10 protein-coding genes are annotated in these 12,541 nt (G+C 67.8%); 2 read left to right on the top strand and 8 right to left on the bottom strand.

What is annotated here, in order from left to right:
* Positions 1–23 precede the first annotated feature (23 nt).
* Positions 24–281, bottom strand: coding sequence for a hypothetical protein (locus tag ASF57_RS15930; RefSeq protein WP_056181679.1), 258 nt, complete (start codon positions 279–281; stop codon positions 24–26).
* A gap of 308 nt (positions 282–589) precedes the next feature.
* On the opposite strand from ASF57_RS15930, the gene ASF57_RS15925 reads away from it, so the two are divergent.
* A complete protein-coding gene (locus tag ASF57_RS15925; RefSeq protein WP_056181677.1) occupies positions 590–820 on the top strand; it encodes a tautomerase family protein in 231 nt (76 codons plus the stop codon).
* A gap of 7 nt (positions 821–827) precedes the next feature.
* On the opposite strand, the gene ASF57_RS15920 is transcribed toward ASF57_RS15925, so the two are convergent.
* From ASF57_RS15920 to ASF57_RS15895, 6 genes are all read right to left on the bottom strand, one after another.
* Positions 828–1,199, bottom strand: a complete 372-nt coding sequence (locus tag ASF57_RS15920) for a hypothetical protein (protein ID WP_244476968.1) — start codon at positions 1,197–1,199, stop codon at positions 828–830.
* A gap of 138 nt (positions 1,200–1,337) precedes the next feature.
* Entirely contained in the window at positions 1,338–2,621 is a 1,284-nt protein-coding gene (locus ASF57_RS15915) for an NAD(P)/FAD-dependent oxidoreductase (protein WP_056485011.1), read from the bottom strand.
* Positions 2,622–2,666: 45 nt separating this feature from the next.
* Positions 2,667–3,044 carry a response regulator gene (locus ASF57_RS15910; protein WP_056485009.1) on the bottom strand — a complete coding sequence of 126 codons (378 nt, stop codon included), beginning with the start codon at positions 3,042–3,044 and terminating at the stop codon, positions 2,667–2,669.
* A gap of 90 nt (positions 3,045–3,134) precedes the next feature.
* Positions 3,135–8,396, bottom strand: a complete 5,262-nt coding sequence (locus ASF57_RS15905) for a DUF4011 domain-containing protein (protein ID WP_082504035.1) — start codon at positions 8,394–8,396, stop codon at positions 3,135–3,137.
* Positions 8,397–8,933: 537 nt separating this feature from the next.
* Positions 8,934–9,290: a hypothetical protein gene (locus ASF57_RS15900; RefSeq protein WP_056181669.1), complete on the bottom strand. Its 357-nt coding sequence runs from the start codon at positions 9,288–9,290 to the stop codon at positions 8,934–8,936.
* A gap of 190 nt (positions 9,291–9,480) precedes the next feature.
* Entirely contained in the window at positions 9,481–10,527 is a 1,047-nt protein-coding gene (locus tag ASF57_RS15895) for an LLM class flavin-dependent oxidoreductase (RefSeq protein WP_056485994.1), read from the bottom strand.
* A gap of 245 nt (positions 10,528–10,772) precedes the next feature.
* Between ASF57_RS15895 and ASF57_RS15890 the strand changes: the two genes are divergently transcribed.
* Entirely contained in the window at positions 10,773–11,693 is a 921-nt protein-coding gene (locus ASF57_RS15890) for a LysR family transcriptional regulator (RefSeq protein ID WP_056485007.1), read from the top strand.
* 18 nt (positions 11,694–11,711) lie between these two features.
* Here the strand turns inward: ASF57_RS15890 and ASF57_RS15885 are convergent, their stop codons facing one another.
* Complete coding sequence (locus tag ASF57_RS15885) at positions 11,712–12,473, bottom strand: VCBS domain-containing protein (RefSeq protein WP_156376181.1); 762 nt, start codon at positions 12,471–12,473, stop codon at positions 11,712–11,714.
* Between the last annotated feature and the right edge of the window lie 68 nt (positions 12,474–12,541).

The following is a 12,541-nucleotide window of genomic DNA, read 5'->3' as shown; positions in this document are numbered from 1 at the left end:
ACCGTCCCGCCGGCGAAACCCCGTCAGCGCAGGTTGGCCGAGCGCGTCCCCGCCCGGTCGCGGGAACCCGCATCGAACACCGTGCGGCAGCCGGGGCTGAGGCTCGCCCGGTTCACACGCATGCAGGAGACGATCTGGTCGCGGTTCGGCACGGCGCTCAGGCACAGGCGCATGACGTCGCCGCGGCACAGGGCGGCCTGCTCCTCCTCGCCCGCGAAGGCGGCGCCCGAAGTCAGGGCCGGAAGCGCGAGCAGGGTCGCGAAAGCGAGTCGGCCGAACATCTGCGTTTCCCCCGGCAATCCACGATCCCGGCTTGCCTCCGGGATCGGCGCGGGCATGGCGCCCGGCCGCGGTGGGAATGCAAAGGGGCTGGGGAAGTTCCTCATCCCTCAGCAGCGGAATCCGGCGACCGACCCGGCGTCACACATCGGCGGAGGGGCCGTTACGCGTGCCGGCGAACCGCCTCGCGGACCCGCAGCGTTTCCCTCTCGCCGAGGGCCGACGCGCTTGCCCAGCCCGTGCGCTCCTGGCAATGGACCGGGGGGCCTCGCCCCGCACGCCTTGATCCCCGGGCCAAAGGATTCGACCTATGCCGCACGTGACCGTGAAGCTCTACCCCGGCAAGACGGACGAGCAGAAGACGCAGATCGCCGACGCGATCGTGGCCGCCGTAATGGCGAGCGCCGGGGTGCCCGAGGCGGCGCTCTCGGTGGCGATCGTCGACGTGCCCGAGGCGGACTGGGCGGCGACGGTCTATCACCCCGAGATCGTCGGCCAGCCGGACGTTCTGGTCCGGAAGCCGGGTTACACTCTGCCCTGAGCCCCGCTCAGCGCTTCGCGCCCTGGAAGGGGCGCAGGAGCCAGGCCAGCCGGCCGGCATCGTCGTCCTGGACCTCGGCCGGTGCGGCATCCGCCGGCCCCGCGTTTCCGGACTCCGCATCCTCCGGCTGCGCCTCGGGGGCCTTCGGCGTACTGGCATCCTGCATGATCTGGTCGAGGGGCGACGGCAGTTCCGCGCCGTACTCGTTCAGCAGAAGGGCCGCGTCGAGCAGGTAGCGGATCTGGTCGTCCGGGACCGGGCGGCCCGCGATCTGGGCGTCCAGCACCGTCGCGGCGAAGCGGGCTGCGAGCCGCGACAGCTCGGGCAGGCGGTCGGCCGGCGTCGTGGCCCCGATCGATATTGCTGGAGCGGCACTCACCCGCACTCTCCCTCGGTTTGGTTCAAAACTGGCGCGACCGCGACGAACGCTCGCGTGTATTCCACGAACTCTATCGCACGTTCCTCACCACTTCGTTGAACCGCGCCGACCTCTTCGCCGCAGGGTAAGCTCCGGCGCTCAACGGGCCGGCGGCGCGGTGATCAGGCGCGCCCCCCGGCGATAGGTCAGGTAGCGCCACAGCCATTGCAGCGAGACCCGGGTCCGCTGGGCGAAATCCACCAGCAGCACCACGTGCACGGCCGCCCAGAGCAGCCAGGCCGGGAAACCCTTGAGCCGGCGTCCGTGCCCGAAATCGAAGATGGCCGCATGCCGCCCCACGATGGCGGCGTTGCCGCGATTCCGAAACGTGAACGGCGGTAATGGTTTACCCTGGGTCAGGGCCTCGCGCAGGGCGCGACCGAGATGGCTTCCCTGCTGCTGGGCGACCTGGGCCAGACCCGGCAGGGGCTCTCCCGCCGCATCGCGGATCAACGCCGTATCGCCCAGGGCGAACACGTCCGGACACCCGGTCACCGAAAGGTCGGGCTCGACGGGGATGCGCCCGTTCCGGTCCGGCGTCACCCCGAGCCACCCGGCCGCCGGCGACGCGCGCACCCCGGCCCCCCAGATCACGGTGGCGGCCGGGACGACCCGCCCGGCGAGCGTCACGCCCTCCGCATCGATGTCCTGCACCGCCTGGCCCGTCATCACGCTCACCCCGAGGCGCTCCAGAGAGCCGAGCGCATAGGCCGCCAGCGCCTCCGGGAAGGCCGTCAGCAGGCGCGGGCCGGCTTCGACCAGGATCACCCGCGCGGTGGTCGGATCGATGTGGCGGAAATCGCGGGCGAGGGCGTGGTGGGCGAGTTCGGCGATGGAGCCGGCCATCTCGACGCCGGTCGGACCGCCGCCGACGACGACGATCGTCATCAGGCGCGCGCGCTCGGCCGGGTCCTGGGTTCGCTCCGCCCGTTCGAAGGCCTGCAGCACCCGCGTGCGGATGGTCCGCGCCTCCTCAAGGCTCTTCAGCGACGGGGCGTACGGCGCCCAGGCGTCATGTCCGAAATAGGTGCTCGTCGAGCCCGTGGCGATGACGAGGCGATCGTAGGCGATTCCGCTCCCATCCGCGAGCAGCACCTGCCGGGCTCCCTGGTCGATGCCCGTGACCCGCCCCATCACCACGTTGACGTTAGCGGCTCCCGACAGGATGTGCCGGATCGGCTCGGCGATGTCGGCGGGGGAGAGCGCTGCCGTCGCCACCTGGTACAGCAACGGTACGAACAGGTGGTAGTTGTGCTGGTCGATCAGCGTGACCGCGACTTCCGACCCCGCAAGGGCCTTGGCGGTCGCGAGGCCGCCGAAGCCGGCGCCTACGATGACGACGCGAGCGGTGACTGCTCCGGATGACGATTGTTCCTGACTCATGCTGGCAGAACCGGAGCCGGGCCGGAATGTATCCCCGAGGATCGCTCAGGCTTGCGCGAGCATCGCCCCCAGCGTCGTGGCGAGGTTCGCTGGAACGTTCGGTTTCAGCAGGAAGGCCGCTCCCTCCGGCAAGAATCCGGAGGTGGGATCGGAATGGCCCGACATCAGAACCACCGCGAGATCCGGCCTTAGCGCGCGGGCACGCTGCGCCAATTCCCAGCCATCGATCGCGCCCGGCACATGCGCGTCGGTCACCAGCCCTCGGGCGTCCGGTGTCGCGTCCAGCAGGCGCAGGCCCTGGTCCGTCGTCTCCGCCCCCACGACCGCAAAGCCCGCCCGATCGAGCATGTCGGCGATGGCGCGGCGCTGGTCAGGTTCCTCCTCGACCAGGATGACGAGGGCGCGGTGTTCATCGGGGTTCATGGCGGGTGCTTAAGGGACGAGGTCTGGTATGGTGACCAACCTCGTCGTGCGCGGGCTGGTTCAGCTGCACCACGACCGGTCCGCGGGCCGTCAGCGGAGCGAGGTTTCGCCGTCCGGGCTTTCGGGATCGGCGGGGGGATCGAACGCGCCGCCTGCCGCCGTCAGCTGCAAGCGTGACTCGGCCAGACGTGATCGCAGCGCGGTGTCGAGGCGGTCGAGGGCACCCGCCCGGTCGACCCACCAATCCGTCGACCAGACGCGGACCAGCGACCAGCCGAGGCCTTCCAGGATCGTCGCCCTGACCCTATCGCGATCGCGCGCCGTGGCAGCAGCGTGGTAGGTTGCCCCATCGCACTCGACACCCGCGAGATAGTCGCCCGGCCTGTCGGGATGCACCACGCCGAGATCGATGCGGAAGCGCGATACCCCGATCTGCGGAACCACGACCCACCCCCGACCCGACAAGGCCGCAGCGACCGCCTCTTCGAAAGGAGATTCAGCGCCGCCGAGCGAGCCCTGGACGGCCTCGGCCAGGGCGCGAGGTCCGCGCTCGGCGAATTCGAGGAAGTGCTTCAGGTCCCTGACCGCCGGTGCGCTGGTCCGATTGAGGTCGATCATTCCTGGTTCGAAGGAGGTGAACACCACCATTTCGCGACGGGCGCGTGTGAGGGCGACGTTCAGGCGTCGCCATCCGCCATCCCGGTTGAGCGGACCGAAGTTCATGGACATCGTGCCGGCCTCGGCCTCTGTCGGCCCGTAGCCGATGCCGAGCAGGATCACGTCCCGTTCGTCGCCCTGCACGGTCTCCAAGTTCTTGACCACCACGGGTTCCGGAACGTCCTCGCCGAAGGCGTACTCGATCTCGGGACGCCGTTTCCGCTCGAGGTCGAGAAGGTTCTCGATCAGCGCCTGCTGCTCGGTGTTCAGCGTGATGACGGCCAGGGTATGGGCGTGATCCACACAATCGGGGTCGGTCAGGCGCCGGACGATCTCGGCAACGATCGCCTGGGCCTCGATCTGGTTCGTCCGGCCCTTCCCCTTTGCGTAGACGCCCGAAACGCGCCGCCATTCGACCGCGCTGGCCCGGGTCTCCGCAGCCGGAAAGGTGATGAGGGCGCCGTCGTAATAGCGGTGGTTGGAGAAGGCGATCAGGCTTTCGTGCCGGCTGCGATAGTGCCAGCTCAGCCCATGGCTCGGGACGCCGGCCGCGAGGCATTCGTCGAGAATGCTGGCCATGTCGGCCTCGACCTCGTCTGCCTCGTCGGCATTCGCGGATCGCGTGAAGAAGCTGGTCGGCGGCATCTGTCGCGGATCGCCGGCGACGACGACCTGCCGTCCGCGGGCGATCGAGCCGATCGCGTCCCAGGGGGCGATCTGCGACGCTTCATCGAAGATGACGAGGTCGAAAAGAGCCTGATCCGGCGGTAGGTACTGCGCGATCGACAAGGGACTCATGAGCATGCACGGCGCGAGGCGGGTAAAGGCCTCGCCCATTTCGGCGGCGAGTTGGCGGATGGGTTTGTGCGCGCGCTGCTTGCGCAGTTCATGCTTCAGGACGCCGTATCCACCCTTGCGCCCGACCGTGTCCTTGTCGGGGATCAACCCGCAGATGCGTGCCCGGATCATGCGGATCGCGAGCGCGTCGAGGCGTTCGTCCAGGCGGCGAAAGGCGTCGATCGCATCGCCGTGCTCGGCCATGACCAGATCCCGCAGGTCGGGCTCGGCATCGATGCCGCGCGCCGCGAACCAGCGGGCATGGATCGTCTCGAACAGGGCGAGCGCGCCGCTCTCCGCCACGGTTCCGGCCTCCAGGGCCAGAACGACCGCCCGCAAACCCGCGTCGAGGGCAGTCTGCCGAACCCGCTGCCAGTCGCACCATGGTTTGAGCCCGGCGGGCGCCGTCGTAATGGCGGCCCCCAGGGCCGATATCCCGTCGAGGTCCCGGCTCGCCGAAGGGCCGAGGGCCAGCAGGACCGCGAGATGGCCCGCTGTGTCCTCCCACGCAGCGAGGCGAAGTCCGAGGTCGGCGGCCGCCCCGGCGATCCGGCCATCCGGGCTCAGCAGATCGTTGGCTTCGATCACCAGGGTGGCGGTTACCCGCGCAAGCGCAGCGAGCGTGTCGGCATCGGCGGCGGTTGCGGAGAGTGCCGATCGCAGCGCCTCGGCGATCTCGGCCGTGCGCCGCATCGCAACGGTGTCGTGGCCGGCCTCGCACCCGGGCGGACCGGCGAGGTCCGGCGCGGCGGAGGCGACGAAGCTCTGGAAGCCTGCCATCCGGCGCAGCACCGGCAGGTCACGTGCAGGGTCGGGCCGCGCAATCGCGTGGCCTTCCCTCCGAAGTCGCGCGGTGACACGGCGGCGCGCGAGAACGTTGAAGGGCCAAACGCTCCGCGCTGCTTCGGCCCACGCGGCATCCAGCCGGTCGAGGTCCAGGCGCCGCAGCCCGTCCGCTGAATAGGATGTCGATAGGCTCCTCTCCGCCGCTCGGAATCCGTCGATCGCATCGGCGACGGTTCGGACACGTGCGATGCGGGCGGTGGCGTCGGGCGCGAAGGCAAAGCGCAGATCCTGGCCCGATGCCGCGAGCAGTGCCGTGGCCAGCCGATGGAGCTTGGCGATCGTATCGAGGTCGGTCGCCGGATAGCGAAGGCGCGTGGCGGCCAAGATCCTTTCCCGCGCCTCGTCAAGAGCGCTGCGCGCTGGTGCGATTGCCCGTGCGGCAGCCAGGGTCCGCGCCTGCCAGCCATTCGACCAGGCCTGGTGCCGAATGGGCGCGAAGGCGTCGGGGATGACAGGAATGGCGCTGTGATGCAGGTCCAGCCGGTGGACGGTCTCCCGCAGGGCATCAAGGGACGCTTTGTCGTGCGCGACGTCTTCGGTCCAGCCGAGGTCCGGCAGTTCGGGCGACCAGTCCCGCACCACGCGCCCGATGGCGCCGTGCAGCGTCAAGCCGTTCCCATGCCTCTCGTGCAGCAGTCGGACGACCGCGTTGAGACGATCCCGCAGCCTTCGGACCTGAGCGGCTTCGCGGGCCCATTCCTCGGGGGACAAGGCATCCCGAGTCTCCCAGGCGCGTTCAAGGCTCTTCAGGACCTCGAGCTTCGATGCCCTGTTCGAATGAAGTTCCAGGCAGAACGTGCCGAGACCTTTCTCCGTGAGCCGCCGATGGACCACGTCGAGGGCGGCGCGCTTCTCCGCCACGAACAGAATGCGCCGTCCGAGGGCGAGATTATGCGCGATCATGTTGGCGATGGTCTGTGACTTGCCCGTACCGGGCGGTCCGTCGAGGACGAAGTCGCAGCCCCGCGCGGAGGCGACGACCGCCGCGATCTGCGAGGAATCCGCCGGAAGTGGGACAAAGAGTTCCGACGGGTCGATCGCGTCGTCGAGGTGCTCTGGTCTCGGAAAGGGCGGCCCCTCGGGAAAGCGCTCACGCGCCCGCTCGATCAGATGCCGCACGACAGGGCTCGCAGCCAATTGACCACTTCGGTCCGCCAAGTCCTTCCACATCAGATATTTGGCGAAGGAGAAGGTGCTGATCACCACATCCTCGGTGACCTCGAAGCCCGGCACGTCCCGCACCGCCCGCCGCACGAGGTTCCAGATCCCAGCCACATCGACGCCGCTCGCATCCATCGGCAGGGAGCCGTCCAGTCCCGGGATCGGCAGCGCGAAATCCTGGCGCAGCATTTCCAGAAGCGTGAGATTGAAGCGTGCCTCGTCGTCATGGCGCAGCAGGGCGACTCCGGACAGGGCGCTCATCCGCTCCAGTTTCACCGGCAGGAGGATGAGGGGCGCCCGGTAGACCCGCGTGTCGGCGCCCGAGCGGCGCCACTTCAGGAAGCCGAGAGCGAGGTAGAGCGTGTTGGCTCCGCCTTCCTCCAGATCGGACCTCGCCTTCCGGTAGAGGTCGATCAGCATCGGATCGAGGTGTTTTACATCGCGATGCTTCGCGTCGCCGACGGCGACGACCTGATCGCGTTCGAGGGCGGCGCGGGCATAAGCCGCTCGCTGGTCCTCGCCGTCCGGGAGCGGACCGGAGGTCTTGCCGGGTCCGCCGTTCCCGAAGTCGGGTTCGGCGACGACGCGAATTCGTTTGCCCGCCGACAGGCGGTCCTCCAGCCTCGCCGGTTCCGGGCAGGCGAGCCGGACGGCCTTCGCACCTTCGGGCAGGTTGAGCAGCCGGTTGCGCGTTGTGAGGTCCAGCAGGCGGCGCTGCCAGAGCGCGATCCGGCCGGCCGGCGTGCTCGGCTCCGCCGCCCCCTCGACGTCGAAGGCGGGAAGGGGCGGGGCCGCTTCGAAGGACGCGAGCGTTCCGACCCGCACGGCTGAATCGTCCGACGAGTTGTTCGGGGGGCTGTGTCGCGGGGTGTCGAGCGGGTGGATGCGGCGCAGGCGCGCGCGGCGGATGTCCAACGCCATGGTGAAGGTGGAGTCGGCATCCTCCGCGATCCGCCGGCGCGCTCCTGCCAGGGCGCTGCCGAAGCCGGGCGGATGAGCCTGCCCTGTCAGAGCCGTTTCGAGCAACACGAGATCCTGGAGATCGGCCCGCTTCCGGAGGGAGGCCGCCTCGTCCGTAACGAGGTTCGCAAATTCCTGTGGCTGCAGCCAGGCTCCCGCAAGGGCCTGTTCCCCGGTCAGCACCACGAGTGGGTTGAGGCCGGCTTGTTCGACCACGGCGGCGAACAGGAGCGCCAGATCCAGGTCCGTCGCCCTTCCATCCTTCAGGATGTCGGTCGGAGAACGCACTGCCTGACCCTCGGTCGCAAAGCCGGCAGGCGATCGCTCTCCGACGAGGCGCAACCCGCAGATGGCGGACCAGATCGCCGAGGTGACATCCCAGGCGCGGCTCCGCGAGCGGTCCGCATAGCCATCGAAGCCATCCGGTTTACCCGCACGCCGGAGGATTCCCGAGGTTTCCAGCAGAATGCCATCGACCGCCGGATCGGTCGGCGTCACGAAGGCGGCGAGCAACTCGCCCATCGACGCCGCCCCGCCCCATTCGGATGGCTTGAGAAGCGTAACCGGATGCTCGCTGACGGCCAGCGTCCGGTCCGCATGAGACACACGCAGCATGACCGTGCCGGTGACCGTTTCGTTCAGGTCCGCCAGGAAGCCTGCGGCGAGCGAAACGTCGCGGTCAGCCAACCGGACGGACCCGCCTGGACGGATGCGATCGATCGTCCAGGAGCGCGGCTTCAGAAAGGACGGGTCGGCCGTCAGCGTCACGGCGAGATCCGCGTGGACTTCGTCGTCGCCGACGATCTCCAGTTCGTTGAGAACCCGACGGGCGTTCTGGTGCGAGGCGAGACCAATCCTGCTCGACACATCCGCCCGCACCGCAACCGCCATTGCGCTTCCTCCCGGCAGCCCGAAGATTCCTGCCGATCAGGATTCCCGCAGATCATCCTGTCTGCAGGTCAACGCTCTCGGGCGAGCCATGGCTTGGTTGTACGCGAGGTCGCGCGCAAGAAAAAACCACAGGTTGTGAACTGGGGTAGGGGTAAGAGCTTGGAGGCCCGATGCCTAAGCACGATCGAATTCGATCGGTTCGTCGGATGCGTCAGCGGTGGAAAGCCCGGTCGGGAGAAGCAGACCGAGGCGAGTCCGGGGCACCGTTATGCCGGGTCGGAGCGCCGTACTACGTCGCCGCGCTTCGCGGTCTGTGGCTGGGGCATCCCCCGGCCCGGTTCTTTAGCGGCCTTAATGAATTTCCCGAGAGAGATCCCCAGGGGAATTGAGAGCACGAGCCACTTTAAAAGAAACCTGACCATGTCCACTGCCCCTATGCCACATCACTTTACACGATCCGGCAAGGCGCAACGATGAAGCGATGTCACAGCCGATGAGCGGGCCCCGCCGGAGCCCGAGCCAATTGCCTCGTGAACCTTAACGGGGAAGTCCCTTGAGAACGGCGTTGTGTAGGGTCCGAAGCCAATGAAGCGCTTCCTTGGCCTTGGCCTCCGCGATTTCCGCACGCATCTCCGCCTGTACGATGGCGGATCGGCTTGCATTGCTGGCGTCGACGATCGCTTCGACGTTGGCCAGTGTTACCGACCAATCAAAGTCATCATCCGCCGGTTTGCCGGTCTCTGCTCTCTGAGCGATGGTCTCGGTAAAATTGCTTGGGAGAAGGCGCTCCAGGCTTCCGTCCGTCTGTTGGAAGGATTCTTTGAAAATCTCCCGGATGCGATCGGCCTCTTCATTGACGGTGGCTTGGCTCGCAAGCTTCCTCTCGGCCTCCATCTCTGAACCTCCTCTCAAAACACAGGTGGGGATCGCGGCAAGAAAGCATCATGCGGTGAATTATTGTTTAACTCGCGCCAGGGTTTCGATCATTCGGCCAAACTCAACCGTCCGACGCATGCATGAACGGCGTCCCGCCCAATGCCGGCCGTGAGCGCCGTCCGGCACGCGCCGGGCGGCATCCCCGCCATCATGGCCGGGTGCCGGCCAGGGCAGCTTTGACGGCGGGGGCGACCCGCGTGCCGAGCAGCGTGATCGAACGCTGCATTGCGTCGGTCTCCAGCATGGCCGAACTCATCTGGAAGGTGACGCGGGATAGGCCGCCCAAGGTCTCGTTCGCAGCCAGGATCTTGGCGCCGACCGTTTCGGGCGAACCGATCAGGAAGGCGCCGTCCGGCCCGCACATCGCGTCGAATTGGACACGGTTGGCTCGGGCCCAGCCGCGCTCGCGCCCGATCTCGGTGAACATGTGTGCCCAACCGGGGAAGAACGCATCGCGCGCGGCCTGATCGGTGTCGCCGACGAAGCCCATGGCGTGGACTCCGACGCGGAGCGTGTCCGGCGCATGTCCAGCCCTGCGGCCCGCCTCGCGGTAGAGATCGACGAGGGGACGGAAGCGCTGGAAGCTGCCGCCGATGATCGCCACCATCAGGGGCAGGCCGAGCGTACCCGCGCGCGCGAAGGATTGCGGGGTACCTCCGACCCCGAGCCATATCGGAATCTGGGCCTGATGGGGACGCGGATAGACGCCTTGACCGCTGAGCGGGGGACGGAAGCGTCCGCTCCAGGTCACATGGACCTCGTTGCGCAGCGTCAGGAGCAGGTCGAGCTTTTCCGCGAACAGGGCGTCGTAATCCTCCCGGGCGAACCCGAACAACGGATAGGCTTCCCCGAACGAGCCGCGACCGACGACGATCTCCGCGCGACCTCTGGCGATGAGATCCACGGTTGCGAATTCCTGGAAGACCCGTACCGGATCGGCGGCGCTGAGCACCGTAACGGCGCTGGCGAGGCGGATACGCCGGGTTCGCGCTGCGGCCGCGGCCAGGATGACGGTGGGGGCCGAATCGAGGAACTCCGTGCGATGGTGCTCGCCGATGCCGAAGACGTCGAGGCCCACCCGGTCAGCGGTCTCCACCTCGGCCAGCAGCGCCTCCATCCGGTCCGCCGGCGAGACTGTTCGGCCCGTCTCCAGATCCGGCATGGTAGCGGCGAAGCTGTCGATCCCGATTTCCATCGTCATGCCCTCGTGGTGGTTGTCGGCGTCCTGGACTGTTTCCCCTACATGACAGGCGGCCAGTTTCAGACCAGCCGGTCTCTTGCGATGCGATCCATCGTCAGCGACGATGGTTGCCAAGCCGGTCCGTTGATGGCGACGGACGTCTTCGGCCTGAGATAACCCGTCATGTTTCCAGTGCCAGGCGATGACATCGGGCTAGTTTTGATTTTACCCATCGGGCTGGCCGATGGAGGTGTCTGACCATGCTCGACGGAGTCTCGCTGGACCAACTGCGGATCTTCCAGGCGGCGGCCGATGAGGGCAGCTTCTCCGCGGCAGCTCGTCGTGTCCGGCGGACGCAATCGGCCGTCAGCGAAACAATCGCCAACCTCGAAGCGCAACTCGGCGTCACGCTGTTCGATCGGAGCGGGCGCTATCCCCGCCTGACGACCGAGGGCGTCCTGCTTCTCGCCGATGCCCGCGCGATCGTCGCCGGGGTCGACGGCATGAAGGCGCGGGCCAAGGGGATGGCCGGCGGGCTCGAGGCGGAATTGACCGCCGTGATCGACGTGTTCTTCCCGATCCGGGTTCTGGCCGACACCGCCCGCGAGTTCCGCGCGCAGTTCCCGGCGACGCCGCTGCGTCTCTACGTGGAGGCGCTTGGGGCGGTGATTCAACCCGTCCTCGATCAGCGGGCGAGCTTCGGCCTGGTGGGCTCGCTTCCGACCCTGCCCGCTGGCTTGACGGTCGAGCGGATCGGGACCGTCGAATTCGTCATGGTCGCGGCGTCCGATCACCCGCTGGCGGCACATCGCGGCACGATTCCCAGAGGCGTCCTGGCGCAGCACATCCAGCTCGTCCTCACGGATCGCTCCGAACTCTCGGCCGGACGCGAGTTCGGTGTGATGTCACCGACGACGTGGCGCCTAGCCGATCTGTTCGCCAAGCACGCCTTCCTGGTCAGCGGGCTCGGCTGGGGCGGCATGCCGCTGCATACGGTCTGCCAGGATGTCGCCGAGGGCCGCCTCGTCGAACTGGCGATCGAAGACGTTCCGCCGGGAGGGCTGTCCCTGCCGATCTCGGCGGTTTACCGAACCGCCGCGCCGCCCGGACCGGCTGGGCGCTGGATGATTGAGCGCCTGAAACGGCGCTCGACCGATGGGGAGCCGGACGGGGACCCGTGAAGGCCCACTGGCCGGCAATCAGGCGAAGTGGCTGACCACCAAGGCACCCGCCTGCTTGCCGACTACGGTGCTGTCTTTGAGGGCGAAGTTCCAGTTTACGGCCCCGGAATTGGTATTGGGTGTATCGGCCGTCAGAGCGAAGCCATTCCTGATGGTGGCCGATTGTGCTGCGTCGAGAGTGTATTCTGCACCCCTCGCGCCCTTGTACACGGTGGTCTGACCCACCAACGTCGCGTCCGGACGATCGGTCAGGTCCGCGTCGCTGAAGGCGATGCGTCCGGAGGTCTGGTCGAGAGCGGCATTGCCGGTCGTGCTTGACCGCTCGCGCACCGTTTCGCTGGCCAGGCTCTGAGCCTGGGCGATCGTCGGCGCATCGTTGGCGCCCGTCACCATGATTTCGACGGCCTGCAGAGACGATGAGCCAAGGCCGCCCGCCACCTGAACGTCGTAGATGACGGTCAAGGTCTCGTCCCAGGCCAGGAAATCGAGGGTCTTGTCGACCGTGCCGTACGCGAACTGAACACGACCCGCGCCGGTGCCGGTGCTGTCGGTCACTTGCAGGCTGAATGTGCTCGCCGCCGTCAGCAACGTGACTTGATCCATGGTGAGTTGGCCGCCGGACCATGAGAAGCACGCGGGGCCGGCCGTGGTGACGTGCGTTTCAGACAGGTCGGCATCGTGGAAGCGCAAGTCGCCGCTGGCGGCCTGCGCCGCGAGACTTCCAGTGACTTTTGCGGTCTCGCTCAGGCGGTGAGGACCCGAGGCATCGGCGTCCAGCACCACCGCATCGTTGGTGCCGACAATGTCCAGGGTGACGGTCGCGGTGCTGATGCCGCCATGCTCGTCGC

Origin of the sequence: Methylobacterium sp. Leaf117 (assembly GCF_001422985.1) — a bacterium.
Classification (GTDB): domain Bacteria; phylum Pseudomonadota; class Alphaproteobacteria; order Rhizobiales; family Beijerinckiaceae; genus Methylobacterium.
Note: the sequence above shows the minus strand (reverse complement) of the source record. Positions and strands in the feature narration are given on the sequence as shown.